Origin of the sequence: Streptomyces sclerotialus (assembly GCF_040907265.1) — a bacterium.
GTDB classification, from domain to species: Bacteria; Actinomycetota; Actinomycetes; order Streptomycetales; family Streptomycetaceae; genus Streptomyces; species Streptomyces sclerotialus.
In genome coordinates this window covers 476,964-502,134 of record NZ_JBFOHP010000002.1, presented here as the reverse complement: position 1 = coordinate 502,134, position 25,171 = coordinate 476,964, and the positions used below count along the sequence as shown (strand labels likewise).

The 25,171-nt window shown below is 71.2% G+C and carries 25 protein-coding genes; 9 read left to right on the top strand and 16 right to left on the bottom strand.

From position 1 onward, the window contains the following. Positions 1 to 80: 80 nt before the first annotated feature. Complete coding sequence (locus AAC944_RS02380; RefSeq protein ID WP_030607255.1) at positions 81 to 329, top strand: hypothetical protein; 249 nt, start codon at positions 81 to 83, stop codon at positions 327 to 329. A 71-nt stretch (positions 330 to 400) separates the two neighbouring features. On the opposite strand, the gene AAC944_RS02375 is transcribed toward AAC944_RS02380, so the two are convergent. The 3 genes from AAC944_RS02375 to AAC944_RS02365 form a co-directional block, all read right to left on the bottom strand. Further along, on the bottom strand, positions 401 to 628 hold the full coding sequence (locus AAC944_RS02375) for a non-oxidative hydroxyarylic acid decarboxylases subunit D (protein ID WP_030607271.1): 228 nt from the start codon (positions 626 to 628) through the stop codon (positions 401 to 403). A 74-nt stretch (positions 629 to 702) separates the two neighbouring features. Next, a complete protein-coding gene (locus tag AAC944_RS02370; protein ID WP_030607274.1) occupies positions 703 to 2,127 on the bottom strand; it encodes a non-oxidative hydroxyarylic acid decarboxylases subunit C in 1,425 nt (474 codons plus the stop codon). 43 nt (positions 2,128 to 2,170) lie between these two features. Beyond that, the gene (locus AAC944_RS02365; protein WP_030607277.1) at positions 2,171 to 2,749 is read right to left on the bottom strand and encodes a non-oxidative hydroxyarylic acid decarboxylases subunit B; all 579 of its coding nucleotides are present in this window, start codon (positions 2,747 to 2,749) and stop codon (positions 2,171 to 2,173) included. A 99-nt stretch (positions 2,750 to 2,848) separates the two neighbouring features. Between AAC944_RS02365 and AAC944_RS02360 the strand changes: the two genes are divergently transcribed. Both AAC944_RS02360 and AAC944_RS02355 read left to right on the top strand, forming a co-directional pair. Beyond that, positions 2,849 to 3,751, top strand: a complete 903-nt coding sequence (locus tag AAC944_RS02360; protein ID WP_037771042.1) for a helix-turn-helix domain-containing protein — start codon at positions 2,849 to 2,851, stop codon at positions 3,749 to 3,751. Between the two features lie 113 nt (positions 3,752 to 3,864). Further along, positions 3,865 to 4,092 carry a hypothetical protein gene (locus AAC944_RS02355; RefSeq protein WP_030607282.1) on the top strand — a complete coding sequence of 76 codons (228 nt, stop codon included), beginning with the start codon at positions 3,865 to 3,867 and terminating at the stop codon, positions 4,090 to 4,092. 100 nt (positions 4,093 to 4,192) lie between these two features. On the opposite strand, the gene AAC944_RS02350 is transcribed toward AAC944_RS02355, so the two are convergent. Beyond that, the gene (locus tag AAC944_RS02350; protein ID WP_030607286.1) at positions 4,193 to 5,410 is read right to left on the bottom strand and encodes an FAD-dependent monooxygenase; all 1,218 of its coding nucleotides are present in this window, start codon (positions 5,408 to 5,410) and stop codon (positions 4,193 to 4,195) included. A 93-nt stretch (positions 5,411 to 5,503) separates the two neighbouring features. Here AAC944_RS02350 and AAC944_RS02345 point away from each other — a divergent pair, with 93 nt between their 5' ends. Beyond that, on the top strand, positions 5,504 to 6,073 hold the full coding sequence (locus AAC944_RS02345; RefSeq protein ID WP_030607289.1) for a TetR/AcrR family transcriptional regulator: 570 nt from the start codon (positions 5,504 to 5,506) through the stop codon (positions 6,071 to 6,073). Positions 6,074 to 6,099: 26 nt separating this feature from the next. Here the strand turns inward: AAC944_RS02345 and AAC944_RS02340 are convergent, their stop codons facing one another. Continuing rightward, on the bottom strand, positions 6,100 to 7,071 hold the full coding sequence (locus tag AAC944_RS02340; protein ID WP_030607292.1) for a helix-turn-helix transcriptional regulator: 972 nt from the start codon (positions 7,069 to 7,071) through the stop codon (positions 6,100 to 6,102). A gap of 103 nt (positions 7,072 to 7,174) precedes the next feature. Here AAC944_RS02340 and AAC944_RS02335 point away from each other — a divergent pair, with 103 nt between their 5' ends. After that, positions 7,175 to 7,582, top strand: coding sequence for a DUF3224 domain-containing protein (locus AAC944_RS02335; protein ID WP_030607295.1), 408 nt, complete (start codon positions 7,175 to 7,177; stop codon positions 7,580 to 7,582). Between the two features lie 66 nt (positions 7,583 to 7,648). Here the strand turns inward: AAC944_RS02335 and AAC944_RS36470 are convergent, their stop codons facing one another. Further along, positions 7,649 to 7,726, bottom strand: a complete 78-nt coding sequence (locus AAC944_RS36470; RefSeq protein WP_370443954.1) for a 50S ribosomal protein bL37 — start codon at positions 7,724 to 7,726, stop codon at positions 7,649 to 7,651. Between the two features lie 279 nt (positions 7,727 to 8,005). Here AAC944_RS36470 and AAC944_RS02330 point away from each other — a divergent pair, with 279 nt between their 5' ends. The 3 genes from AAC944_RS02330 to AAC944_RS02320 all read left to right on the top strand — a co-directional run bounded on the left by AAC944_RS02330 (position 8,006) and on the right by AAC944_RS02320 (position 9,626). Then, entirely contained in the window at positions 8,006 to 8,395 is a 390-nt protein-coding gene (locus AAC944_RS02330) for a hypothetical protein (protein ID WP_030607297.1), read from the top strand. A gap of 284 nt (positions 8,396 to 8,679) precedes the next feature. Beyond that, a complete protein-coding gene (locus AAC944_RS02325; protein WP_030607300.1) occupies positions 8,680 to 9,363 on the top strand; it encodes a TNT domain-containing protein in 684 nt (227 codons plus the stop codon). 29 nt (positions 9,364 to 9,392) lie between these two features. Continuing rightward, complete coding sequence (locus tag AAC944_RS02320; RefSeq protein WP_030607302.1) at positions 9,393 to 9,626, top strand: hypothetical protein; 234 nt, start codon at positions 9,393 to 9,395, stop codon at positions 9,624 to 9,626. Positions 9,627 to 9,668: 42 nt separating this feature from the next. Here the strand turns inward: AAC944_RS02320 and AAC944_RS02315 are convergent, their stop codons facing one another. The 4 genes from AAC944_RS02315 to AAC944_RS02300 form a co-directional block, all read right to left on the bottom strand. Next, positions 9,669 to 11,132 carry a GH1 family beta-glucosidase gene (locus AAC944_RS02315; protein ID WP_030607305.1) on the bottom strand — a complete coding sequence of 488 codons (1,464 nt, stop codon included), beginning with the start codon at positions 11,130 to 11,132 and terminating at the stop codon, positions 9,669 to 9,671. A gap of 91 nt (positions 11,133 to 11,223) precedes the next feature. Next, entirely contained in the window at positions 11,224 to 12,153 is a 930-nt protein-coding gene (locus AAC944_RS02310; RefSeq protein ID WP_030607308.1) for a carbohydrate ABC transporter permease, read from the bottom strand. Beyond that, the gene (locus AAC944_RS02305) at positions 12,150 to 13,121 is read right to left on the bottom strand and encodes a carbohydrate ABC transporter permease (protein WP_051871283.1); all 972 of its coding nucleotides are present in this window, start codon (positions 13,119 to 13,121) and stop codon (positions 12,150 to 12,152) included. The genes AAC944_RS02310 and AAC944_RS02305 overlap by 4 nt, the downstream gene beginning before the upstream one ends. 26 nt (positions 13,122 to 13,147) lie before the next feature. Next, positions 13,148 to 14,440 carry an ABC transporter substrate-binding protein gene (locus tag AAC944_RS02300; protein WP_037771044.1) on the bottom strand — a complete coding sequence of 431 codons (1,293 nt, stop codon included), beginning with the start codon at positions 14,438 to 14,440 and terminating at the stop codon, positions 13,148 to 13,150. 263 nt (positions 14,441 to 14,703) lie between these two features. Between AAC944_RS02300 and AAC944_RS02295 the strand changes: the two genes are divergently transcribed. Next, positions 14,704 to 15,720 (top strand): LacI family DNA-binding transcriptional regulator, encoded by a 1,017-nt coding sequence (locus AAC944_RS02295; protein WP_030607313.1) that lies wholly within the window; start codon positions 14,704 to 14,706, stop codon positions 15,718 to 15,720. A 29-nt stretch (positions 15,721 to 15,749) separates the two neighbouring features. Here the strand turns inward: AAC944_RS02295 and AAC944_RS02290 are convergent, their stop codons facing one another. The 6 genes from AAC944_RS02290 to AAC944_RS02265 form a co-directional block, all read right to left on the bottom strand. Next, entirely contained in the window at positions 15,750 to 16,622 is an 873-nt protein-coding gene (locus tag AAC944_RS02290) for a polysaccharide lyase (RefSeq protein ID WP_037771046.1), read from the bottom strand. 72 nt (positions 16,623 to 16,694) lie between these two features. After that, positions 16,695 to 18,452 carry a right-handed parallel beta-helix repeat-containing protein gene (locus tag AAC944_RS02285; protein WP_030607320.1) on the bottom strand — a complete coding sequence of 586 codons (1,758 nt, stop codon included), beginning with the start codon at positions 18,450 to 18,452 and terminating at the stop codon, positions 16,695 to 16,697. Between the two features lie 72 nt (positions 18,453 to 18,524). Further along, positions 18,525 to 20,333, bottom strand: a complete 1,809-nt coding sequence (locus AAC944_RS02280; protein ID WP_030607323.1) for a right-handed parallel beta-helix repeat-containing protein — start codon at positions 20,331 to 20,333, stop codon at positions 18,525 to 18,527. Beyond that, positions 20,330 to 21,562, bottom strand: coding sequence for a glycosyltransferase (locus AAC944_RS02275; RefSeq protein ID WP_030607325.1), 1,233 nt, complete (start codon positions 21,560 to 21,562; stop codon positions 20,330 to 20,332). The genes AAC944_RS02280 and AAC944_RS02275 overlap by 4 nt, the downstream gene beginning before the upstream one ends. A gap of 75 nt (positions 21,563 to 21,637) precedes the next feature. Then, on the bottom strand, positions 21,638 to 22,534 hold the full coding sequence (locus AAC944_RS02270; RefSeq protein WP_078888291.1) for a 2-dehydropantoate 2-reductase N-terminal domain-containing protein: 897 nt from the start codon (positions 22,532 to 22,534) through the stop codon (positions 21,638 to 21,640). 761 nt (positions 22,535 to 23,295) lie between these two features. Beyond that, entirely contained in the window at positions 23,296 to 24,693 is a 1,398-nt protein-coding gene (locus AAC944_RS02265; protein ID WP_030607330.1) for a tetratricopeptide repeat protein, read from the bottom strand. Between the last annotated feature and the right edge of the window lie 478 nt (positions 24,694 to 25,171).

Sequence of the window (25,171 nt, the reverse complement as noted above, 5' to 3'; positions counted from 1 at the left end):
CAAGGAGACCCGGCTACTCATCGACCCGTGGGGCGGCACGCGAAAGCCGCCTCCTTCCGTGGCAACCGATGGAGGTATCGATGATCCGCACCGCCCTGCGCCTGACCGCGGTCGCAGTCCCCGTAACGGCTCTGGTCCTGGCCGCCGGCGGCACCGCTTCCGCGGACGACGACGACAACGACTTCCTGAAGAGCAGGATCATCATCACGAAGACGTACCAGCACGGCAATGGCTCCGGACACCACGGGGCGTACGCCTACGAGGGGTGGACGACCTCGGTTCTCATCGAGACCGGCATGGGTGAGGACCTCGAATACGACGGCGACTGACCACCCGCACCACCGTCCGGGCCCCGCTTCTCACGAGGAGAGCGGGGCCCGGCCGCGTGACAGGACGGACCTCAGCCGGCGTTCAGCGGCGGTACCGCCGGGACCTCGATGGCGTTGTCGATGTCCTCCTGGGTGAGGCGGAACTGTACCGGGTAGGCCTCGCGCCGGGTGCGGCGCTCGGGTTCGGTGGTGCGCCAGGTGTAGAGGCAGCGGGTGCACTGGAGTACGTCCCAGACGCCGGGTACCGGGGAGTGGGCGAGGGTGTCGAGCGCGTCGTGCGCGCAGCGGGGGCAGATCATGCGGATTCCAGGTCTGTAGATCTCTATGGCAATGAGTGGGTATGTCGATGAAGCGACGGTCTGGTGGCGGCGCGTCAGCGCTTGGCCAGCATGGACGTCAGCCGGCCGATCCACTCCTTGGTCTCCGGCAGGTCGCGGACCGGGGTGCTGAAGTTGCCGCGGTTGTCGGGGGAGACCGGCGTGGTCGCATCAATGATCATCTTGCTGGTGATGCCGGCCGGGGTGGCGGCCGGCGCCAGCTCCAGGACGGACAGGTTCGGGATGATGACGACGTCGTCCTTGGGGTTCACCTTGGACGACATCGCCCACATCACCTGAGGGAGGTCGAACGGGTCGACGTCCTCGTCCACCAGGATCACCTGGGCGACGTAACCGAGCCCGTGCGGCGTGGTCATCGCCCGCATGCCGACCGCCTTGGCGAAGCCGCCGTACCGCTTCTTCGTGGAGATGATCACGGCAAGGCCGTGCGTGTACATGGCGTTGACCGCCTGCACCTCGGGGAACTCCGCACGCAGCTGCTTCAGCAGCGGTACGCAGGTGTTGGGCCCGACCAGGTAGTCCACCTCGGTCCACGGCATGCCCAGGTACAGCGACTCGAAGACCGGATTCGTGCGGTACGAGATGCGGTCGATGCGGACCACCGGCATCCGGCGGCCGCCGGAGTAGTGGCCGGTGAACTCGCCGAACGGCCCCTCGATCTGCCGCTTGCGCCCCTCGATCACACCCTCGATGACGACCTCGGAACCCCACGGGACGTCGAAGCCGGTGAGCGGCGCGGTGGCGATCGGCGCGGGCGCGCCGCGCAGCGCGCCGGCCATCTCGTACTCGGAACGGTCGTACCCCATCGGCATGCCGGCCACGATCGTCGTCACCGGGTCGTTGCCCAGCGTGATGGCGATGGGCAGGTCCTCGTCGCGGCTCTCCGCCGCCTTGAGGTGCAGCGCCACGTCGTGCACCGGCACCGGCTGGATGGCGAGCCGGTCGCGGCCGATGACCTCCAGGCGGTACGTGCCGACGTTCTGCTTGCCGAAGTGGTCCGGGTCGTCGGGGTCGCGGGAGACGACCGCGGCCTTGTCGAGGTAGAAGCCGCCGTCCCCGTCGTTGAGGCGGAAGAGCGGCAGTACGTCGAAGAGGTCGACGTCCGCGCCTTCCTGCGTGTTCTCGCGCCAGGGGGCGTCCTCGCGGCGCTCGGGCGCGACGGGGAACGCGTCCCAGCGGCGGGCGAACTCCTCGACCTGGTCCTTGACCGAGGTGGCGGCGGGCAGGCCGAGCGCGAGGGCGTGGTTGCGCCAGGAACCGTGCACGTTCAGCGCGATCCGGGCGTCGGTGAAGCCCGTGACGTTGTCGAAGTACAGAGCGGGGGCGCCTTCGCCGATCCGGCCCGCAGCGTTGGCGGCGGCGGCCAGGTCCGGCTCGGGCAGCACCTCGTCGGTGATGCGCAGCAGCTGGCCCTCCTTGTCGAGGGTGTCCAGGAAACTGCGCAGGTCGTCGTAGGGCATGGGTACTCCTGTGGTGAGGGGAGGAGGGAGGGGGAACGCGGCGTCAGGCGGCGCGGGCGGCGCGCATGCCCTCCCACCGCTTCGCGGCCGGTGCGGGCAGGTCGAACTGGTCGATCACGCGGGCCGTGATGTGGTCGACGATGTCGTCGACCGAGGCGGGGTGGTTGTAGAAGGCGGGCATCGGCGGCACGATCTGCACGCCCATCCGGGCCAGCGCCAGCATGTTCTCCAGATGGATCTCGCTGAGCGGCGTCTCCCGGGGGACGACCACCAGCTTGCGGCGCTCCTTCAGCACGACGTCGGCGGCGCGGCCGACCAGCCCGTCGGCGTACCCGGCCCGGATGCCGGCCAGGGTCTTCATCGAGCAGGGCACGATGATCATGCCGTCGGTCCGGAACGAGCCGGAGGAGATCGAGGCGCCCTGGTCCTCGGGGCTGTGCACCACGTCGGCCAGCCCGGCGACCTCACGGGCGCTCCGCCCGGTCTCCAGCTCGATCGTGGACCGGGCCCAGCGGCTCAGGACGAGATGGGTCTCCACCTCCGGCAGCTCGGCCAGATGCTCCAGCACCCGGATTCCGAAGACCGCCCCGGTCGCCCCGGTCATTCCCACGATCAGCCGCACGTCACACCTCTGCTCTCCGGCGGCATCCGGCTCGCCGCCGCCTCTTCTGCGACCGTAGAAGCGGGTAAACGGAAGGCAGCGGTACGCTACGGACTCGGTATGGGAAAAAACGGTCACCTCTCGATCACGGACGTCGCCTACCGGCCGTCTCTCGGCGCCCCGATCGGCATGGACGTCCTGGATTTCGCCGAACTGCGGGCCCGCGGCCACCGCCGCGGCATCGACCTCGCGACGCCCCAGCGCCCCGGCTTCCACCACCTGATCCACGTCAGTTCCGGAACCCTGCGGCACACCGTGGACTTCTCCGAGCACACCCTGCACACGGGCAGCTGGCTGTGGCTGCGGCCCGGCCAGGTCCACCAGTACGTGCCCGAGGACCTGGCGGCCGCGCGCGGCACCTTCGTGATCTGGCAGCCCGGCTTCGTCGACGCCGAGGTCCCCTTCGACCAGTCCCCGCTGCTCCCGGAGGGGCCGCACGCCCGCGCCACCCAGCTCGCCCTGCGCCACCTCACCCATGAGTACGCCGACCTGGCGTCCATCCCCCTCCAGGCGCACATCGAGGCACTGCGGCTGCTGCTCACCGTGCTGCTGCTGCGGCTCGCCCACGCCCGCCCGGAGGCCCCCGCCACCCACCGGCCCGGCGGGCCCTTCGCGCACTACCACGCCGCCGTCGAACGCGACTTCGCCGTCACCCACCGCGTCGCCGACTACGCCGCCGCGCTGGGCTACAACACCCGGACCCTCACGCGCGCCACGCTGGCCGCGACGGGCCTGACCGCCAAGCAGTACCTCGACGCCCGCATCCTGCTGGAGGCCAAACGCCTGCTGGTGCACACCGACGCCTCGGCGGCCGAGGTCTCCCGCCGGCTCGGCTTCCGCGAGCCGGGTGATTTCTCCAAGTTCTTCAGCAAGCGGGACGGCCGCACACCGCAGCGGTTCCGCGCGGTGGCACGCGGAACGACGCGCCCGGCCGTATCGGGTGACAATCCGACGACTCGGTGACCTGATGGACCTCGGTCGGCCATCAGGGGCAATTGCCCGAGCGTCGTGCGTCCGTAGGCGCCGCGGAGGTGAAGCATGGGGGCGATCAACCCACCTACCTGAAGAGGTATGACATGCGCAAGACCTTCGCTCGCACCGCTGCGGCCCTCGCCATCGCCTCGGCCGCCATCGTTCCGATGAGCGGCGTCGCCTCCGCGCACAACGATGACGGCAGCGGCATGCTCAGCGGCTCCGCGGGCAGCTACACCAACGTCGGTGGGCACGACGGCGTCACCGCCTTGGGCAACGCCGAGGCCGCCGCTTACTGGATGCACCAGGTTCTGGCCGGCACCCACCACTGACGGGCCCGGGCGACGGCTGAGCCGTCACAGGTCCAGCGGCGGTGCCGCACCGGCACGGGTGCGGCACCGCCGCTGTGTGTATGTGATCCCTGACGATGCGTCAGGCGGCGGTGCCGTCCGCCGCCGGCCGCTGTACGTCGTGCGCGTGGATCCACCCGAAGTCCGCAGGGACCGTCGCCAGCTTCCGGTCCCGCCGCTCGGCGTCCGGCCCGTCGGGCAGGTGCAGGAGGCCGGAGGTGACCCAGGAACTGCGCTGCACCTGGCGGGTGCGTACCCGGCGGAGCCGTTCGTACCGCCGCAGGGCCGCACCGTACGCGCCGGGTCCGCCGGCCGTCCGCGCGTCGGCCAGGCAGTCCGCGAGCGTCACGGCGTCCTCGATGGTCTGATTGGCGCCCTGCCCGTGGTGCGGCAGCATCGCGTGCGCCGCGTCCCCGAGGAGCACCGCCCGCCCGCGGCTCCAGCGCCGCAGGGGCGTCTGGCCGAACAGTCCCCACCGTGCGCTCTGCGGCGCGGCCGCCAGCATCTCGGTGATCGCGGGGTGCCAGCCGTCGAACGCGGACAACAGCTCCCCGGGAGCCGCCTCGGCGCGCCACGTGTCCTCGGTCCACCGGGCCGGCCCTTCCACCACTGCAAGGAAGTTGACCGTGCCGGCGCTGTCGATGGGGTAGTGCAGCACGTGCGCGCCGGGCCCCATCCAGAACTGGATGGCCCCCGGGTCCGGCAGCGAGGGCATCGCCGCGGCCGGTACGAGGCCGCGGAAACCGCTGGTACCGGAGTACGCGGTGACGTCCTCGTCCGTGACCCGGCGCCGCACGGCGGAGTGCACGCCGTCCGCGCCGACGACCAGGTCGGCCCGCGTGCTGCGGCCGTCGGCGAAGTCCAGGCGGACGCCGTCGCCGTTCGTGGTGTCCTCGCGCACGTCGCTGACCGCCGTACCGAGGTGCAGCCGCTCGCTGCCCCAGGCGTCGGCGAGGATGCGCTGGAACGCCGCGCGGTGCACGCCCAGGTAGGGGCCGCCGAACCGCTCGCGGTACGCGGCGCCGACCGGGTGCGCGGCGATGCGGCGGCCGTCCTTCCCGTGCCGGTGGACCAGTTCGGTCGGCTCGGCGCCCGCTGCCGTCAGCTCCTCGTCCAGGCCGAGCCGCGCGAGCAGCCGGGTGGCGTTGGCCGAGAGCGCGACCGCGGCGCCCACCTCGCGCAACTCCGGTGCCTGCTCGTGAATTTCGGCGTCGATGCCGCGGGCCCGCAGGGCGAGGGCCAGGGTGAGTCCGCCGATTCCGGCACCCACGATCGCGATGTTCGGGCCACTTGCGCCCATGCCCTGCCTCCTCGTCTCGCCTTTTTGATGTACCGATCGGTACATCAACGGATGGTGTTGGACCTTAGGTGTACCGGTCGGTACAGTCAAGGGGTGCCTCGTGCGACTGATCCCGGGAAACGGACCGAACTGCTGGAGAAGGTGGTGCGCCACCTCGAACACCACGGGCTGGCGGGCCTCTCCCTGAGCCCGCTGGCCGAGGCGGTGGGCACCAGCAAACGCATGCTGCTCTACTACTTCGGCAGCCGCGAGAACCTCCTGGCGCAGGCCCTGGCGGCCAGCCGGCCGGACGCCGAAGCGATGTTCGGCACCGTCCACGACGCGGCAGGCCTGCACGACGCCGCCCGCGCACTGTGGGAAGCGATCACGGTCGGCAGGCAGCGCGGCCTGGTCCGCATGCTGCTCCAGCTGCTCAGCCTGTCCACCACGCAGCCGGAGCCGTACGGAGCGCTGGCCGCCGACGCGGTCGAGGTCATGGTCGGCCCGATCGCCGCCGCGTACGTACGCCTCGGGTACGGCGAGCAGGACGCCAGGGTCCGGGCGACGCTCCTCGTCTCGGGGCTGCGCGGACTGTGCCAGGACCGCCTGGTCACCGGCGACACCGCCCGTATCGACGCCGCGGCGCACCGCCTCATCGAGGACGCCACGAGCCCGGCCGGCTGAACACGCCGCCGCCCGCAGCGCCGGAGTCAGGATTCGGCCGCGTAACGCCGCGCCAGTTCGGTGACGGTCCGGGCGAAGGCGGCGCGCAGTCCTGGCGGACCGAGCACCTCCGCCTCCGTGCCGAGCCGGAGCAGGTCGGCGACCGCGACGGCCTGCGTCTCGACCGCCATCTCCACCTCCACCCACCCCTCGTCGTCGGGCGGCCCCGCCGTTTCCAGCGCGCGGGTGCCCGCCGCGCCGAACTGCATGGGCAGCATCCGCTGGGCGCGCGGGGAGATCCGCAGCAGGGCGGTGTCCTGGTACAGCGCCGTCTCCAGCCGGCGGGAGGACTCCTCCCAGTAGGCGGCCAGGTCGAATCCGGCGGGCCGCTCGAAGGACTCCCCGGTGGCCGCCACCGTCCGCAGGCGCGAAATGCGGTACGTGCGCGGCGTTCCGCCGGCCAGCGCCACCAAGTACCAGATACCGCCTTTGAGTACGAGTCCGAGCGGGTGCAGCACCCGGCGCCCCTCGCCCTTCCACCGCCGGTAGTGCACGTGCAGCGCCCGCTGTTCCCACACCGCCCGGGCGACGACGGCCAGATGCGGTACGGGGTCGGCGTCCCGGAACCAGGCCGGTGCGTCGAGGTGGAAGCGCTCCTGGATGCGCCGGGCGCGGTCCGCCAGCCCGGTCGGCAGCGCCGCCGCCACCTTCAGCTGGGCGGTGCCGAGGACCGCGCCGAAACCCAGTTCACGCGCCGGTCCGGGCGCCCCGGCGAGGAAGAGCGAGTCGGCCTCGGCATCGGTGAGCCCGGTCAGCCGCGTGCGGTACCCGTCCATCAGGCGGTAGCCGCCGGCCGGGCCGCGGTCGGCGAGCACCGGGACGCCCGACGCGCTGAGCGCCTCGATGTCGCGGTAGACCGTCCGGACGGAGACCTCCAGCTCAGCGGCGAGGTCGGGCGCCGTCATCCGCCCGCGGTTCTGGAGCAGCAGGAGCAGGGAGAGAAGCCGGTCGGCACGCATGGCCCCATTGTCGTGCCGTACCTGACAGAAGGTGTCAGGTACGGCCGCCAGGCTGATCGCACGCCGCGCGGAACGAGCCGCGCGACCGAGCGAAAGGGCGGACATGCCCGCACAGACTTCCGGCCACTTCACCTACGCCGACTGGAAGGAGCGCACCGTCAGCCCGGGCGGGACGTATCCGAAGCTCGCGCACGCCTCGGTCACCAACGCCTTCTCCGGCGGTATCGAGGCGGCCGGGACGACCTGCGAGTACACCATCGTCTACGGGACGGAGAAGACCGGTACGTTCACCGGTATGGAGGTACTGGCCGGCAGCCTTGACGGGCGTGCGGGCACCTTCGTCGTCGAGGAGCGCGGCACGTTCGGCGCCGACGGGACGGTGCACTGCACCTTCGAGGTCGTTCCGGACGCCGCCACCGGCGAGCTGACCGGGCTGCGGGGGACCGGCGCCTTCACCGCCGTGCAGGGCGAACCGGCCGTCGCGTACACCTTCGACTACGAGCTGGACTGACGGCTGTGGAAAGCAGGAGGCCGGCGGGACATGGCCCGCCGGCCTTCCTGTAGCCGTCCCGGCCCTTCAGGACTGGGGGCGGCTGCCGTGGTTGGCACCGTTCTTGCGACGTGCCTTCTTCTTGCGGCGGCGCTTGGACGACATGGCGGCTCCTTTCTCACGTTGCTTTTCGCCGAGTTTCCACCCTTTCATACCGGTATCCCGCTCGGCGATCTCGGGGCTCGTACCCAGCCCCGCACACGCAACGCCCCCGCTTTCCCGTGAGCCACCTCACGCACCCGTACGGCCCAACGACCGCGGCCACCTCGGGCACCGTGCGATCCAGTGATCTGTCCCCCGGTAGTCGGGTGAAGCTCCGTTAGTCACGCGCCGACACGCGGAAGGACGGTCACGTCACATCCATGATGCGAGGGAGAGAGCACCGTGCGTACCCGACTCGCGGCAGGTGCGGCAGCCGCCGCCTCCATGATCATCCTCCTCGGCGCCCCGGTGGCCGCCGCCTACGCTCCGGCAGCCGCTGCCGGAGCGGCGCAGGCGGCCGACCCCGGCGACGAGGACCCCGTCAACGGCCCGGCGAGCGTCCCGGGCGACCCGCAGCCCGAGCCGCAGGGAGTCACCCCGGGCGAGCAGCAGAATACGACGCCGGGCCTCCAGCCGGGCGTCACCACGCCGGGTAATCAGCCGGACGCCGGACAGAACGAGCCGCCGCAGCAAGACGCGACCAAGGGCGAGACACCCGAGAAGGGCACCGGCGGCCTTCTCGGCGGCAAGGAGGGCAAGGGACTCCTGGGCCTGGGGCTGCTGGGCCTCTGACCGGCCTCCGGCGCCGGCCGGTGCGCGGAACGCCCGTACGAAGTGAAGAACACCCTGTGGCAGGGGGCCGACCGGACGGCGGCCCCCTGCCGCACGCCTGCTCCTCGACGGCGGTGTGGCCGGAAAGCGGCGTAGCCTCCTACCGCCCGGTGTGATCGACCGATTACCGTGCGGACCGCCCAGAGCCGATGGCGTACCAGCAGCGTCGCGGCAGCGTGCGACCACGCGTGCCGCCGGTGCGGCACGCCCTCGGCACGCACCGGCCCGCACGAGGAGAACCCTGAGTGAACCGCCTTCGTACCGTGCTCGCCGCGCTCGGTCTCGCCGCCGGGCTGGCGGCGGCCCCTGCCGCGAGCGCCGCTCCGCAGCAGCAGGAGGAGCGCCCGGCGGCCGCTGCCACCGCCCGTCCTCAGCCCTGCACCGGGAAGTTCCAGGGTGACGCGCGGCTCGGCCCCAAGTGGCTGCCGAACAAGCAGCTGGCACCGGTGGGCCCGCTGCTGAAGGGATACCAGCGGACGGGCTCCCTGTCGCCCGGCGCCTTCCTCAAGAAGTACTGGGAGGGCCCTGCGGACTCGGGCAGCTGGAAGTACCCGCCCAACGACGGGTTCGCCGAGGTCAACGGCGAGGTCGACAAGGAGCCCACGAAGCTGCGCACCGGCCAGCGGCTGGACCGCTTCGGCTCCGAGTTCGGCGGGTACCTCGCGCCGGCCGGCGACCGGTACGCCGAGCGTGCGCTGCCCCCGCAGAACCTCAACACCCGCGAGCCGGCGGCGCCGTGCGACTACCACACGTACAAGGTGATCAAGCCGTTCTGGGTGTGGCAGGGCAGCATAGCCCCCTGGTTCGAGCAGCCCGGCGGCGGTCAGCAGATCAAGCTGGACGCGGTCTTCCTCGACCCCGGCGCGGGCCAACGGCTCAATGTGAAGTGGCTGGTGGACCACAAGTACCTGGCGCGCGCCGACGCGTGACCGGAGCGGACCGCACGGAGGAGGACGCCATCGACCGGCAGGAACTGCGGTCCGCACTGCGCGCGGCCGGGGTGGCGGACGGCCACTACCGCATCGAGGGCGTCCACGAGCCGGCCCCCACGCCCCCCGACTTCCTGTACCTGCGCAGGACGGCGGACGGGGCGTGGGAGACCGGGGCTTACGAACGCGGCAGGTACGAGGTCATCGCACGGCACGCAGGCGAAGCCGCCGCCTGCGCCCACCTGCTCGCCCTCCTGACGTGAGCGCTGCGCCCGTATCCGGGCCGCCGGGTGCCGGACCTCCCGTCACGCCTCCTCCTCGCCTCCTTCCGGGAGCGCGTTCGCGCGGGCCACTTCCGCGTACCACCGGGCGCTCGCCTTCGGGATGCGCCGCCCGGTCGGGTAGTCCACGTACACCGCGCCGAAACGCTTGCTGTAGCCGTACCCCCACTCGAAGTTGTCCAGCAGCGACCACAGGAAGTAGCCGCGGACGTCGACGCCGGCCTCGATCGCGCGGTGCACCGCCGCCAGGTGTCCGTGCAGATACGCGATCCGGTCCGGGTCGTGCACCGCGCCGCTCGGGTCGACGTAGTCGTCGCACGCCACGCCGTTCTCGGTGATCATCAGCGGCAGGTCCGGCACGTCCGCCTTCACCCGCAGCAGCAGGTCGTACAGGCCGCTCGGATCCACGGCCCACCCCATCGCCGTCGTCCGCCCCGGCGGCCGGTGGAAGACCACCTCGTCGGCGCCGGGCCACGGGCTGTGCCCGCTCTCGCCGTGACCGTCGAACGAGTGGCCGGGCTCCTCGTCGCCCGCCGCCGACACCAGGGTCGGCGTGTAGTAGTTGACGCCCAGGAAGTCCAGCGGCTGGTGGATCGTCGCGGTGTCGCCGTCCCGCACGAAGGACCAGTCGGTCAGCCGGGCCGTGTCGGCCAGCAGGTCGGCGGGGTAGGCGCCGGTCAGCAGCGGGCCGGTGAACACCCGGTTGGCCAGGGCGTCGATCCGCCGCGCCGCGTCCGTGTCCTGCGGGTTGCCGGTGCGTGCGCGCACATGGTGGAGGTTGAGCGTGATCGAGATGTCGGCCTCGTCGGGCAGCCCCGCGCGCAGCGCCTGGACGGCCTTGCCGTGCGCGAGGTTGAGGTGGTGCGCGGCACGCAGCGCGGCCACCGGCTCGGTACGGCCTGGCGCGTGCACCCCGGAGGCGTGGCCGAGGAAGGCGCTGCACCACGGCTCGTTCAGCGTGGTCCATGTACGGACCCGGTCGCCCAGCGCCTCGACGGCCAGCGCCGCGTACTCCGCGAACCGGTCGGCGGTGGCCCGCTCCGGCCAGCCGCCCGCGTCCTCCAGCTCCTGCGGCAGGTCCCAGTGGTACAGCGTGACCACCGGCTGGATGCCCTTCTCCAGCAGCCCGTCGGTCAGCCGGCGGTAGAAGTCCAGGCCCTTCTGCACCGCGGGGCCGCGCCCGGTGGGCTGGACGCGGGACCAGGACAGCGAGAAGCGGTACGCGCCCACGCCCAGGTCGGCCATGAGGGCGACGTCCTCGCGCCAGCGGTGGTAGTGGTCCGTGGCGATGTCGCCGGTGTCGCCGTTGCGCACCTTGCCCGGCGTGCGCGCGAAGGTGTCCCAGATGGAGGGCGTCCGGCCGTCCACGGCGGCAGCGCCCTCGATCTGGTAAGCGGCGGTGGCCGTGCCCCAGAGGAAGCCGGGCGGGAACGTGCGGACGGCGGCGGGCTGAGGAGCGGTGGCCACGGTGTGTGATGCGGTAGTCAAAGGAGTCCTTTCCGGAACGGAGTCGGAAGAGGGGGAGACGCAGGAAGCTCGGAAGCGGGGGAATCGCGGGAAACGGGCAGCGGGCCGGCGGTCATCCCTTCACCGCGCCCTGCATGATGCCGCCGACGATCTGGCGGCCGAACACGATGAACATCGCCAGCAGCGGCAGCGTCCCGAGCAGCGCGCCCGCCATGATCAGTGACTGGTCGCGGACGTAGCCCGCGCTCAGCTGGGTCAGGGCGACCGGGACCGTCGGATTGGTCATGTCCAGCGCGATGAACGGCCAGAAGAAGTCGTTCCACGCGTGCACGAACGTGATCATGAACAGCACGGCCATGGCGGGCCGGGCGACCGGCAGCACGATGCTCCAGAAGATGCGGAGCGAGTGCGCGCCGTCCACCCGGCCGGCCTCGACCAGCTCGTCGGGCAGCGCCTCGGCCAGGTACTGCCGCATGAAGAACACGCCGACCGCGCTGACCAGGGTGGGGAAGATGACCGCCGGCAGCTGCTGGCCCCAGCCCAGGTCGCTCATCATCATGAACAGCGGTACGACGCCCAGCTGCGGCGGCACCATCATCGTGCCGATGACCAGCATGAGCAGGATGTTGCGCCCCCGGAAGCGGAGCTTGGCGAAGGCGAAGCCCGCGAGGGTCGCGAACAGCACCGTCGACAGCGCGATGACGCCCGCCACGATCAGGCTGTTCGTCATGGCCTTGCCCAGCGCCGCGTCGTTCCAGGCCTTGCCCAGGTTCTCGAAGAGGTGCGGGCCCGGCAGGAACGGCGGCGGGGTCTGGGAGACCCGGGTGTTGTCGCTGGAGGCCGCCACCATCGTCCAGTACAGCGGGAACAGCGACGCGAGGGTAGCGATGATCAGCAGGGCGTAGGCGACGGGCCCGGCGTGGTGCTGGCGGCCGGCACCGGGCCGCAGGAACCGCCGGCGGCGGACAGGAGGACGGGCACGGTCGGCGGGCGCGGCAGGGCCTCGCCCCGCCGCCGGGGCCTGGAGAGAGTCGGTGGTCATGACTGGCCGCTCCTGGACAGGACGGGCCGGGCACCGGCCGGGCGTGAGGCGAGGCGCCGGACGGCGCGCTGGACGACGAAGACGAGGACCAGCAGCAGGAACATCGCCCAGGCGACGGTCGCGGCACGCCCCATCTGGTAGTTCTTCCAGCCCTCCTCGTACAGCAGCAGGCCCAGGGTCTGGTACTGGTTGTCGGCGCCGCCCGTGATGCCGTTCGGGCCCTGGCCGAAGATCAGCGGCTCACCGAAGAGCTGCGTCGCGCCGATCGTGGACAGCACGATGGTGAAGACGACGGTGGACCGGATGCCGGGGATCGTGACCATGCGGAACTGCTGCCAGCGCGAGGCGCCGTCGAGCGCGGCGGCCTCGTACCGTTCCGCCGGCACGGCCTGCATCGCCGCCAGGTACAGCAGCGCGTTGTAGCCCGTCCAGCGCCAGATGACGATCGAGGAGATGGCGAGCTGGGCCGCCCACTTGTCGTTCTCCCAGTTGACCGGGTCCAGACCGACCAGCCCCAGCAGCCAGTTGATCATGCCGAAGTCGCGCTCGAAGAGCATGGTGAAGACCAGCGCGGCGGCGCCCACCGACGTCGCGTACGGCGTCAGCGCCGCGACCCGGAAGAACACCGAGCCGCGCAGCCGGTAGTGCAGCAGGTGCGCCAGCCCCAGCGCCATCAGCAGCTGCGGGACGGTGGAGACCACGCCGAGCGTGAAGGTGTTGGCGAGCGCGTTCCAGAAGCGCTCGTCCTCCCACAGCGCCACGTAGTTGTCGAACCCCACCCACTCCATGAGGTCCATGGAGGACAGCTCCACCCGGTGCAGCGAGATCCACGCGGTGTAGAGCAGGGGATAGAAGCTGAAGGCGGCGAAGACGACGAAGAACGGGGCGACGAACGCGTAGGGAGCGCCGCGTACGTCCAGCCGGTGCCAGAACGTACGCCGCCGGAAGGTCTGCAGGGCCACCGGGATCCTCCTGTCTCGGTCGGGGCCGGCGGTCAGCCGGTGGCCTTCTTGATGCGCTCTTCGGTGTCCTTCCAGGCCGCGTCCGGGCTCTTGCCCTGGGCCTCGATGAGCGACAGGCCCTGCGAGAAGATGTCCTTGATCGTGCCGTCCTTGCGGCCCAGCACCTGCTTGTCGGGGATCTCCAGGGCGGCGTCGCCGAAGATCTCACCGATGGGTGCGCCGCTGAAGTACTCCGACTTCGCGTCGGCCACCTCGGGCGCCTTCAGCGCCTTCTCCGAGGACGGGAAGTTGCCGAGCTTCTCGAAGATGTACGCCTGCTGCTCCGGGGCCGTGAGCCAGGCGACCAGCTTCTTCGCCTCCTCCTTGACCGGGCTCTGCTCCATGACGCCGAGGAAGGAGCCGCCCCAGTTGGCCCCCTTGGGCGCCTTGGCCACGTCCCACTTGCCCTTGTTCTGCGGTCCCGCCTTCTCACTGATGTGGGCCAGCATCCACGCCGGGCACACCGTCGTGGCGAAGGTGCTGTTGGCCAGGCCCGGGTCCCAGCCCGGCTGGAACTGCCGGAGCTTGGCGGTCAGCCCGGAGGAACCGGCGTCGGAAGCCAGCTTCCAGGCATCCGTGACGACCGGGTTGTCCTTGTAGATCAGCTTGCCCTCGGTGTCGTAGAACTGCTGGGAGCTGCCGTAGATCATGGCGTTGAACAGACCGCTCGCGCTGTCCGTGAAAGCCACGCGGTCGCCCTTGAAGCCGGACTTGAACTTCCGGCCCACATCGACGTACTTCGACCAGTCGCCCGCCCAGAGCTCGGCGACCTTCTCGCGGTCGGTGGGCAGCCCGGCCTTGGCGAACATGTCCTTGCGGTAACAGACCGCCATCGGGCCGATGTCGGTGCCCAGGCCGATGACCTTCTTGTCCGCCGCGGTCACCTGGTTCTGCTTCCACGGCAGGAAATGTCCGGTTCCGGCTACCTTGGAGAGGTCGGCGAACTTGTCGGCCCGGGTGTCCACGATCTCCTTGGCACGCAGGACTTCGATGCCCTGGATGTCCTTGAGGCCGCTGCCCGCGGTGAGGTGGGTCTGCAGGGCGGTGTAGTACGTCTGCTCGTCACCGGCTACCTCCGCCTTGATGGTGACGTTCGGGTGCTCCTTCTCGTACTTCTCCAGCAGCCCGGTCTCCTTGAAGCCCATGACGCCGTACAGGCCCATGGTGATGGTGACCTTGCCGTCCTTGACGCCACCGCCGGTGTTCCCGGCGTCGCTGCCGCCGCAGGCCGCGACCAGGCCCAGCGCGGCCACGGCCGCGACCGCGGCCAGGGATCTCCTTGTCATCGTTTTCCGAACGCTCACCATCGTTCCCCTCCCGGGTTCAGGACGAAGTGGGTACGTTCCCATTCGCGGCAGCCCGCCGCTGGGAACGTGCCCATCGGTGTTCCGGAAGAGTGGCCGCAGTCGGGCCCCGTGTCAATGACTTGAACACATAAGGCAGTTGGCCCTCCGCTAGCCAAGCGCCGGAAGTCGTCCGGGACACCCCGAAGGTCTGGCACAATGCGCTGGTGACGGGCGAGGGGACGGGCAACGACGGGGGAGGCGGGATGGCGGGCGGACAGCGGCCGACCATAAAAACCGTGGCGGCGCGTGCCGGAGTCGGCCGCACCACGGTCTCGCGCGTCATCAACGGTTCGACGCTCGTCAGCGACGAGGCCAGGGCCGCCGTCCTGGCCGCCATCGCCGAGCTGAAGTACGTACCGAACTCGGTGGCCCGCGGCCTGGTCACCAGCAGGACCAACTCCATCGCCCTGGTGATCCCGGAGTCGGAGTCCCGGCTGGGCGCCGAACCGTACTTCGCCGCCGTCATCCGCGGCGTCAGCACCGGCCTCGCCGACACCCGTACCCAGCTCCAGCTGATCCTCGTCCGCGACCAGGGCGAACGCGACCGGCTCACCGAATCCGTCGCCGAGCGGCGGGTGGACGGCGTGCTGGTGGCCTCGGTGCACGAGGACGACCCGCTGCCCGCGCTGCTGGAGGGCATGGGCCTGCCCACCGTGCTCGCGGGCCGCCGCTCGCCCGAGGAGTCGCTCAGCCACGCCCACGCCGACAACGTGGGCGGCGCCCGCGCGGCCGTACGGCACCTGCTGGAGCGGGGCCGCACCACCATCGCGACGGTGACCGGACCGATGGACATGGACGTCGGCCGCGGCCGGCTCCAGGGCTGGCAGGAGGCCCTGCGCGAGGCCGGAGCGCGGCCCGACGAGCGACTGGTGGCGCGGTCGGACTTCACCGAGGAGGGCGGACGGACCGCCGTACGGACGCTCCTGGAGCGGATCCCGGACCTGGACGCCCTCTTCGTGGCCTCGGACGTGATGGCGGTGGGCGCGCTGGCCGAGCTGCGGGCGCACGGGCGGCGGGTGCCGGACGACGTGGCGGTCGTCGGCTTCGACGACTCCTTCATCGCCCGGCACACCAGCCCGCCGCTGACGACCGTGCGCCAGCCCGTCGAGGAGCTGGGCAGGACGATCGCCCGCATCCTGCTGCGCGAGATCGCCGGCCCGGACACGCCCCGGCAGCAGATCACCCTGCCCACGGAGCTGGTCGTGCGCGAGTCCTCCTGACCGCGGACAGGCGGCGCGGGGGCCGGTGCTCAGTCGTGCCGGACGGGCCCGATGCGCCGGTGCGAGACCGCGAACGCCGCGAAGTCCGCGTAGTCGGCCTGCGGCGTCGCCCAGCTCGGGTCGGAGCCGCCGAAGAAGGTGGAGAAGAACACGCCCTCGATCTTCAGCTTCTTCGAGGTGCGGAACTCCAGCTCGTCCTCGCGCAGCACCCGCCGGCCGTCGAGGAACACCTCGACCGAACCGTTGTCCTCGCCCGGTGTGTTGAGCCGTACGGACTGCTCCACACAGACCCAGCGGCCGGTCGGCCACTTCCACTTGCCGCGCCCGAGCGAGGTGCCGTGCTCCACGGAGGTGGGCAGGTACGCGTAGACCTCACCCCGGCCCTTGCTGCGCCACATGTACCGGGTGGACAGGCCGTTCTCGCCGTCCGGGATGCGCCGGCCGCCGGTCACCGTGCCGCCGTACAGGCCCGGCAGCTTGCCGCCCTTGACGAAGTCGAAGCCCTTCGGGAAGCGCAGGTAGTACCGCAGGTGGAGGGAGTCGGTCGGGCCCGAGCGCAGCGGCAGGTACAGCTGCGCGCCGCCTTCCGGGCGGCCGTAGCGGCGGGCGACGGTGGGGCTGGCCGACCGGGCCGGGTAGCGCACCCGCAGCACGGGCCCGTACTCCGGGTGGTGCCGCAGCACGGTCCGGTCCAGCCCGAAGGAGCCTTCCTCGCGCGGCCGCAGCCGGGAGCCGAAGAAGCGGGCCACGGCGGCGGTGTCCCAGTCCAGGGTCGAGCCGGGGGAGGAGGGCTCGTCCGTGTCGCGCGGGGGCGGTGGGTGCTCGTCCGATCCGGAGCACGAGGCGAGGAGGGCGGCGAGGGTGGTGGCCGCTCCCGCGGCGATGAACTTCCTCCGGTCCATGAGCCGTTGCTCCTCTCCGCGCCCGGGCGCGTCAGCCGCCCCGCCGCGAGGCCAGCGGCGGGGCGGCCTGGGTCAGGCGGCGCTGATGCTGTACGTCATCGCCGCGGTGCTGGTCGGCCTGGCGCGCAGGGTCACACTGCCCTCGGCGTCCGCCTTGCCGGTGGCCACAGTACGTCCGTCGGCGACGAGCTTGTACGAAGCGCCCGCTTTCAGGCCAGTCGCCGTGAACGTCGCTGAACTGGCCGCATCCAGCTGCACCTTGACGGGATTCTGGTCGCGGAAGGTGATCGTCCCGGAGGTGCCGGCGTCACTCTTGACGGAGTGCGTCAGTCCGGCCGGCGCGGTGTTCTTCTCGAAGACCGTCCCGGCGGTCGACTGGGTGAGCACGCCGGACTCGAAGGTGCCCGTGAAGGTGTTCTGCCGGAAGGTCAGGTCGTCGCTCTGGTTCAGCTTGGCGGCGTTGCTCCCGGAACCGTCGAAGGTGTTGCCGGTGAACTCCAGCCGGGCGGGCCGGCCGGTGTCGTTGGTGTACGCGGGCTTGTCCGAGCCCTGGTACGTGAAGACGGCGTACAGCCCGCTGTCGGTGACGGTGTTGTTCCGTGTGGTGATGTCCTGGGAACCGACGCTGTAGCGCAGCCCGTACTTCGCACCCGTGACGGTGTTGTTCTCGATGACGTCGTCACTGCTGTCGAAGACCGCGATGCCCGCGCCGTTGGGCTGGTCGTGCACGTTGTTGTTCCGTACGACGCTGTCGGTGACGCCGCGGTGCAGCATGATGCCGTGCACCTGGTTGTCCGACGGGTCGTCGTCGCCCGGCGGCGTGTACGGCGGGATGCCGTTGTGGTCGCTCTCGTTCCCGACGATCTCCAGGTTGTCGCACCGCTGGGAGCAGATGATCCCGTGGTTGCCGTTGTGGTGCGCGTGGTTGTTGGTGATCGTCAGGTGGTCGGAGTCGTCGTGCGGGTCGAGCCCGTACGTGATGTTGTTGTCGTACTCGTTGCGGTCGAACGTCATCCCGTAGGCACCGAAGGTGTAGGTGCCCATGTAGTTGTGGTGGAAGCGGCTGCCGATCTGGTCGCCGAGCACGTCCAGCTTGTCGCAGACGTCCTGGTGGTTGATGTCGCAGCCGCGGGCCTTGTACGCCACGCCGTAGCTCTCGGCCGCGTAGTAGCCGAGGTAGCCGATGTCGCTGTTGTAGATGTTCATCGTGGACTGGCGGGGCGTGCCGTCGGCGTCGAGGAAGGACAGCACCCGGATGAAGGCCCGGCCGCGCTCCCCGGCACCGGCCGAGGTGTCGGTGTCCGGGCCGTTCTTCTCCGCGTCCCAGGACGTGACGTCCACGGCGTCGATGTCGATCTTGCCGTACTGCGCGGTGACGGAGACGACCTCGGTGGGCTTGTTGCTCGCCGGGCTGTTGAGCCGCAGGGTGTCCACGGCACCGCCCGCGTCGCTGCCGTGCACGTTCAGGGTGGCACCGTTCTGGACGACCAGGTTGGCGTCCAGCTGCCAGGTGCCGGGCGAGCCGTCGACCTCGTACAGTGGTGCGCTGGCGCAGAGCCGGGCGATGTCGGGCAGTGTCGCCGTGCCCGACGTCAGGTAGAGCGTGTTGGTGCTGGACGCGTACCGCACCTGTCCGCTGCACGCAGCGGCCTGTGCGGGCGGGGCGAACACGCCGGTCAGGCCGGTGACCAGCGCTCCCGCCGACAGCAGGACGGTGCCGGCACGCAGGGTTCTGGCGGGGCCGCGTAACGCGCGCCCGCCGGGCGAGACCGGTTCGGTGCCGGCCGGGGACTCGGGCCGGGGGCCGGCTCCGGTGGAACGGTGGGTCATGGTGTGCACTCCTTCTCCGGCCGCCGTCCTCGAGGGGCGGCGGCCGGCATCAGCGATACGGCTGACAGGGCGTCAGGCCGTGTTCTCGACGTGCCCGGCGACCTTGGGCCGTGGGGTGCCGCGGTGCCGGACGTGATGGAGGGTCTGCAGGACGACGGCCAGGGCGAGGGCCACCAGCGCGGCGAAGCCCAGCCAGGGGAACGGCGGCAGCGTGATCTCCGTCTTGCCGTGCCGCTTGACCTCGCCCTCCCCGTCGAGCGCGACGGGGGCCCGGACGCGGGAATCGGTGAGGTCCAGCCGGGACCCGGCGTCCGCGACGACGCCCTGCCGCTCGGCCAGCACGTCCAGGGACTTGCCGGAGGCGCGGACCTTCTGCGCCAGGTGCATGCCGCGGTGCGTACTGCCGATCGCCACGTCCTCCAGGCGGGCCGGGGCGCCGAGGTCGACGGCGGTCGTCCCGCCGGACAGCTCGCCGCCGGTGACCCGCAGTCCGGGCGAGCTGGAGGCCAGCCCCTTGCGGCTGGCCTCGGTGACCCGGACGTCGGAGAGCGTGATGCGGCGGGTCGTGGCGGAGGCCAGGACGCCGGTCTCGCCGCCGTCCACCTGGACGTCACGCAGCGCGACCCGTTCCGCGTCGCCGCCGATGGTGATGCCGGTGCGGTTGCCGGTCAGCGCGGTGTCCTCGATGCGGACGCCCGAGCCGGTGATGCCGATACCGCGGTCGAAGCCGCCGACCGTGCCGCCGGAGACCGTGGCGCCCTTGATGCCCTCGCCCAGCAGGATGCCGGGCTCGCTCCCGTTGTGCCCGGTCAGCTCGGCGTCCTCGACGGAGACCGTGCTGTCCCCGCCGGAGACGCGTACCGCGGCACGGGACGAGCTCTCCACCGTGGCCTTCCGTACGACGCACTCCCGGCAGGAGGTGAGGTCGATGCCGCCGCCCTGGTCGAAGTGGGAGTTGGGCGAGTTCAGCGTAAGGCCCCGCTGGAGGGTGGCCTTGATCCCGGCGCCGTCGTTGTCGCGCGTGGTCAGGCCGGCCAGCGTGCGGCCGTCGGTACCGCCGAGGGCGATGCCGGTACGGCCGTTGGAGTCGGCGGCCAGCCCGGTCGCCCGGGTGCCGCGGTCCCCCTTCAGCACGATGCCGTCCTCGGTGGCTCCCGACGCCGTGACGTTCTTCAGCGTCACGTCCTTGGAACCGGCCAGCCGCAGCCCGGTGTAGTTCCCCTCGAACGTCGAGCCGGTGGCCGAACCGGTGCTGTCCCGGGCCCAGGTGACCCCCGACTGATCGGCGGTGGTGGTGTCGCCGACACGGCCGAGCCCGCTGACGGTGGCGTTGCGGAAGTCCATCCGGCCGCCCGCGCCCATCGACACGTACGGCCGCCCCGGCGCGTCGGCGGGCGCGGGGCTGGAGCCGTCCGGAGTGACCGACGCCAGTGTGGTGCTGTCGACGTCGAGCGAGGCCCGGCTGCCGCTGATCCACGTCCCCGACCTGGCATCGCGGCCGGCGTCCAGCAGCACCTTCTTGGTCTGGTCGTCGATGCGCAGGATGGTGTCGGGGGCGAGCAGGATCGCCGTACGGACCCGCACCGTGGACGGCGTGCCGGACTCGTGGGAGATCCACTCCCGGCCCGCGTTGGCGGCCAGCCAGCCCAGCGACACGGACGGCGTCCCCGGGTACAGCCGGCGTACCAGCGTGCCGCCGCTCAGCAGGCTCACGCTGCGCGGCCGCAGCACCATCAGCCGGTCGGGCCGCCCGGTGCGTTCCCAGGCGGCCACGTCCTCCGGAGCGCCGACGGCCGCCGCGGGCGGCGCGGACTCGATGCCGAGCGCCAGGACGGCCGAGAGGGCGGCCGCGGCCGCCCCGAAGCGGTATGCGGTTTTCATGCTCCTGCCTCCGAACCGGCGGCCTGCGGCGAGGTCCGCACCGCGACACCGTTGACGACGGACACCTGCCGGGTCAGCCAGCGCTGCCTGCGGATCGTCAGCAGAGCGCAGATCTTCACGCCGGCCATCACGAACGACACCAGTACGAAGCCGGGCACGAGGAAGAACGAGGACGGCTTGCGGACCAGGTGCGGGAGCATCTTCATGGCCCGGCTGATCCACCACCAGGCGGCCAGGCACGCCACGAAGAACCAGTCCTGCCGGATGATCGCGTACGTCATGAAGAACGGTGCGACCAGCAGGGTGAAGCTGCTCACCGCCTTGTCGGCCATGGTGAAGGCCAGGAACGGGTGGCGCCGGATCCAGCGGGACGACAGCGCTCTGAGATCTGATCTCCACGTGTTGCGGGACCAGCGCAGCCGCTGCTTCATGAAGATCCGCCAGGTGCCCGGGAAGGTCGACCACACCCGGGCCGAACGCTGCATGTACGTACGGTGGCCGCGCGCCAGGACCAGTGTGGTCAGCCGCTTGTCGTCACCGGACATGCAGGGCACGCCCATGAACGTCTCCTGCATGAACTCGTCCGATATCTCCAGCAGCAGTTCCCGCCGGTAGACCGCCGTCCGGCCGGACAGGCACGAGACGGCCCGGCCCACCGCGGTCTGCGCCGCGTTCTCGTCGAAGTACCGGTAGTCCAGGTACATGTCGTTCACCCGCTGCAGGAAGCCCCGCGGGTTGTAGACGTTCTGCCGGGTGCCGACACCGCCGACCTCCGGGTCGGCGAACGGCTTGCACACCTCGGCCGCCACGTCCTCCGCCCAGATGGTGTCGGAGTCCACCAGTGCGACCAGGTCGGTCTTGCACGCCTCCCAGCCGCGCCGCAGCGCGTCACGCTTGCCGGGCACGTCGGTGATGACGACGGTCACGGGATAGCGGGCCGCGACCTCCTGGCACGCGTGGTCGGTGACGTCGATGACGAGGACGATCTCCTCGACGTCGTTGGCCAGCCAGGACTCGATCGCGTGCGCGAAGATCTCGGGATCTTCCTGGTACACCGGGACGACGATGCTCAGGGGCAGCCGGAAGTCGTTCCGCACCGGGCGGTACAGCGCCGCCGGCGCGCGGCGCACGAGCCAGCAGCTCCAGCGCACCAGTCCCAGGATGCCCAGGGGCAGATAGACCAGGTAGTACCGGAAGTCATAGAGCGTGGTGTCTAGTAGGGCACTCATGGTTCCGTTCTCGTTCACGGGTGTGCCGAGGCCGGGCAAGGGGGGAGTGGGGGCTCGGAGGGGGTGTCCGCGCGGTCAGGCGAGTTCGGCGGCCAGTTCGTCCGCTTCGCGGTCGGCCCGTTCGATCAGCGTGTCATTGACCTGTACGACGGCCTTGAGCAGCGGCATGTCCAGGTTCAGGGACTCGGCGAGCCCCAGGAAGCCCTGGGTGTCCTTGGGCAGGCACACACCGCCGTACGGCGCGCCGCCCCGGATGCCGTACAGCGGGTTGTAGGAACCCTCGGCGGAACGCGCGACGGTCTGCGCGACGGGGTCCAGGTCAATGCCGAGGGTCTGGCTGACCAGCCACATCTCGTTCCAGAAGCTGATCTTCGTGGCGTTGTAGATGTTGTGCGCGCACTTCACCAGCTCGGCCGCTGCCGGGTTGGAGAAGGTACGCAGCTCCCCGCCGAACGGCGCCAGCAGCGCGGTCAGCCGCTCCACGGTCCGCTGGCTGCGGGAGGCGATCACGGTCATCCAGGGGTGCCGGAAGTCCTCCAGCGCGGTGGCGGCGCGCAGGAACTCGGGGTTGCCGGCCAGCGAGAAGCCCTCGCCGACGGTCTTCCCCGAGTGCTTCTCCAGCAGCGTCTGCACCAGACCCTCGGTGGTGCCCGGCGGCACGGTGGACCGGACGACCACGGTGTGGTCGGCGGTGGCGTCGGCCAGGGCCGCGCCCACCGACGCGGTACCGTCCTCGAAAGCGGTCAGGTCGTAGCGGTGCCCGACGTTGGGCGTGGGCAGCGTGAGGAAAATGAATGCGTCCGGTTCATTACGCAGATCGAGCACGTCACGCGCATCCAGACCCTGCGAGCGCAGGTATTCGAGCCGCTGGTGCGAGATGTCGATGAAGGTCACCTCGTGTCCGGCGTGTAAAAAGCCCTTACCGGTGGCTGTGCCGACGACACCGGAACCCATGATGAAAATCCGTGCCATGGTGCTGTCCTCCTGATGGATGTGCGTGCTGGGCGCGACGCCGAAAGCGATGACGGAAAGATTGAGGGCCGGAGGGAACCGGTCCGAGTTCACCGGCGTCGGAGCGATGCCGCGCGGGACAGGCCCGCGCCACGGCGAACTCGGACGGGGTGATAACTACCGGGTGCGTCAGGCCCCCCTGCCTGATCAGCATCTATGCATCCTCCGCCGGACGGCCCTCGTGCGACTGCGTGACGGTGTGAGTGCTGTGTCGCACTCTGCACTCATCGGGACGGACAGTACAGAAGCCGACTTACTGTTGGGGCAGGAAATTGCCGTGAGCCCTGAATTCCGTATGTCCGGCTCCGCTACGGGCCGGAAGGCGTCGATATCCTGCGGAAAAGCGCTGCTCAGAGCGGGAAAACGGCAGTCGGGAACTCCGGTAAGTGAGCCGGGCGCACACCACGGCGCCGGGCCGGGAGCCGGGGCATGACAAGCGTTTTCGCGGTCAGCGGCTCCAGGGCGATGAATTCAGCAGGTTGTCCGGAATAGGCAAGGGCCGGCCGGGGTCTCAGGATCAGTAATGAGACGCGCGGAAATATGTGTTCCGGGGTGGCCGGCGGGCCCCCGAGTCACGTCCGTCCCCGCCGCCCCCTCAGCCGCGCACGGCGGAGGCCGGCTCCGCTGCGCTGACCTGTGGTCCGGGCCGTGGCCCGGCCTGGGAAGCGGACACGGCCGCCGGGAGCGTGCCGCTGGCCGGAACCTTCACCGTCGGCGGCCCTTCACGACGCGGCCTGCGCCGCGGCCTTTTCGCGTGCGGCGGCGGCCCGTACCGGATCACCGAGCTGCTCCTCCAGCCGGGCCTGCGCCGACCAGTTGTACGGGCACACCGGGCGCAGCTGGATGCGCTCGCTGAGCAGCGTGCGCGCCAGGTCCGTCCGGCCTGCCCGCAGGGCGGCCTCGACCAGGGTGCGCTGGACGGCGTCCCGCTGGGCGTGGCTGCCGCCGAACTCGTGCAGCCGGTGCCGGACCGGCAGCAGCAGGTCGGTGGCGCGGCCGTACTCCTGGCGTCCGTAGGCGATCAGCGCCCGGCACACCGGTAGCCCGATGTCGGCGGTCATCGCACGGTTGGACAGCGTCGGCGCCGCCCCCACCAGCCAGCGCTGCCGGTCCGCCACCAGCCGCTCGGCCAGTGCGATGCGGCCCGCTCCGACGAAGGCCATCACCGCGTGCGCGTCGTTGAAGGCGTAGTGCGCGCCGTCGTCGCGGCGCTCCCAGGCGTCGGCGAGCCGCGCCCACCGCCCGCCCTGGTCCTCGCCGGCCAGATAGAGCCGCCACAACAGGGCGGCGGCGTCCAGCAGTTCCATCGCGACGCCCGCCGATTCCTCGTGGTGCAGCGCCGCGTCGTAGATCTTCAGCACCCGTGCCGCGTCGCCCAGCTCCAGCGTGTAGAGGGCGTAGTGCCACCAGTTGTGCACGGTGAGCAGGGTGCCGTCCGACCAGTCGTCGGTGCGGGCGTCGAGGAAACGGATGCCGTCGGTGAAGCGGCCCCGCATCTCGTACGTGTGCACCACGCCGTGGATCGCCCAGACGTCGCGCGGGTGTTGTGCGAGGGCTTCGAGACCCGCCTCCTCCGCGCGCTCGTAGTGGCCCGACTCCTCCAGGCCGAAGGCGTACATGCCCAGCAGCGGTCCGCGGTGCGGGTCGTCCGGCTCCCAGGCGCCCAGCGCCCCGCCGATGCGGTCGCGCAGGCGCTGGGCGTCCCCGGTGAGGAAGTCGTGCTGGTGCCCGGCGAAGAGCGCCAGCACATCGCGGGGATGGGCGACGGTGAGGTCGCCGAGCAGGCGCCCGGCGCGGTGGATCTCGCCGCCGAGCCAGGCCTCGGCGGCGGCGAGGTGCATCCGCTCCCGGGGCGTGAGGCCTTCCTCGTCCAGGCCGGCGCGGAAGCGGAGGAAGGTGTCGCGGGCCGTCGCCGCGTCCTTCTCCTCGGTGCCCAGCACGCCGAGGTACGCGGCCAGCACCTGCGCCATCACCGAGCGCGGTGCCGCATCGAGCGCCGCGCGGGCCGAGTCGGCCACCTCGGGGCGGAAGAACACCAGGTGGTCCAGGGCCCGTTCGTAGTGGACGAGGGCATCGGCGCCGGTGTGACTCATCCGGTGCCCGTGCCGGTCCGCTGTCATAGGTCCCTCCTGTGTAGCCGGTCCGCCTGCCTCAGCGATGGTGGACGACCGGCGGCCGCCGGGAGCGGAATCCGGTCCCCTGAGGGCCACCACCCGTACCAGGCCAACGATGCATGCCCCGTCGGGACACGTTCCAGACACCGGGAGCCCGCAGCCGGGCCGCCGGGGGCGCGTCGCCGCCGGAGGTCGCACGGCGGCGGCCCGCCCGCGCCCCGCGGCACCGCTGAGCCGATCCGGCCAGCGCGACCGGGGCCGGAATGGGCGGCCTCGCGCAGACCCGGCCATGCGGGGAACGGCCGGATGCGCCCTCCGAGGAGTGCCGAACACGCCTCACCGCGCATGCCCGCCGCATCTGCCCCCACCGGACTCCAACAGCCGGTCCGCCCGGCCGGGCGGCACCGGGCGCAGCCGGTCCCCACCTCGCGAGCGCGCACGGAACGGCTGGTAACAGCCGCTGTGCGGCCTGATCCGGCCGAGT

Bases quoted from the DNA above. Each gene is read 5' to 3' on its own strand.
- AAC944_RS02380 (WP_030607255.1), top strand. From the start codon at position 81: ATGATCCGCACCGCCCTGCGCCTGACCGCGGTCGCAGTCCCCGTAACG.
- AAC944_RS02375 (WP_030607271.1), bottom strand. From the start codon at position 628: ATGATCTGCCCCCGCTGCGCGCACGACGCGCTCGACACCCTCGCCCAC.
- AAC944_RS02370 (WP_030607274.1), bottom strand. From the start codon at position 2,127: ATGCCCTACGACGACCTGCGCAGTTTCCTGGACACCCTCGACAAGGAG.
- AAC944_RS02360 (WP_037771042.1), top strand. From the start codon at position 2,849: ATGGGAAAAAACGGTCACCTCTCGATCACGGACGTCGCCTACCGGCCG.
- AAC944_RS02355 (WP_030607282.1), top strand. From the start codon at position 3,865: ATGCGCAAGACCTTCGCTCGCACCGCTGCGGCCCTCGCCATCGCCTCG.
- AAC944_RS02350 (WP_030607286.1), bottom strand. From the start codon at position 5,410: ATGGGCGCAAGTGGCCCGAACATCGCGATCGTGGGTGCCGGAATCGGC.
- AAC944_RS02340 (WP_030607292.1), bottom strand. From the start codon at position 7,071: ATGCGTGCCGACCGGCTTCTCTCCCTGCTCCTGCTGCTCCAGAACCGC.
- AAC944_RS02335 (WP_030607295.1), top strand. From the start codon at position 7,175: ATGCCCGCACAGACTTCCGGCCACTTCACCTACGCCGACTGGAAGGAG.
- AAC944_RS36470 (WP_370443954.1), bottom strand. From the start codon at position 7,726: ATGTCGTCCAAGCGCCGCCGCAAGAAGAAGGCACGTCGCAAGAACGGT.
- AAC944_RS02310 (WP_030607308.1), bottom strand. From the start codon at position 12,153: ATGACCACCGACTCTCTCCAGGCCCCGGCGGCGGGGCGAGGCCCTGCC.
- AAC944_RS02300 (WP_037771044.1), bottom strand. From the start codon at position 14,440: ATGACAAGGAGATCCCTGGCCGCGGTCGCGGCCGTGGCCGCGCTGGGC.
- AAC944_RS02295 (WP_030607313.1), top strand. From the start codon at position 14,704: ATGGCGGGCGGACAGCGGCCGACCATAAAAACCGTGGCGGCGCGTGCC.
- AAC944_RS02290 (WP_037771046.1), bottom strand. From the start codon at position 16,622: ATGGACCGGAGGAAGTTCATCGCCGCGGGAGCGGCCACCACCCTCGCC.
- AAC944_RS02285 (WP_030607320.1), bottom strand. From the start codon at position 18,452: ATGACCCACCGTTCCACCGGAGCCGGCCCCCGGCCCGAGTCCCCGGCC.
- AAC944_RS02280 (WP_030607323.1), bottom strand. From the start codon at position 20,333: ATGAAAACCGCATACCGCTTCGGGGCGGCCGCGGCCGCCCTCTCGGCC.
- AAC944_RS02275 (WP_030607325.1), bottom strand. From the start codon at position 21,562: ATGAGTGCCCTACTAGACACCACGCTCTATGACTTCCGGTACTACCTG.
- AAC944_RS02270 (WP_078888291.1), bottom strand. From the start codon at position 22,534: ATGGCACGGATTTTCATCATGGGTTCCGGTGTCGTCGGCACAGCCACC.
- AAC944_RS02265 (WP_030607330.1), bottom strand. From the start codon at position 24,693: ATGACAGCGGACCGGCACGGGCACCGGATGAGTCACACCGGCGCCGAT.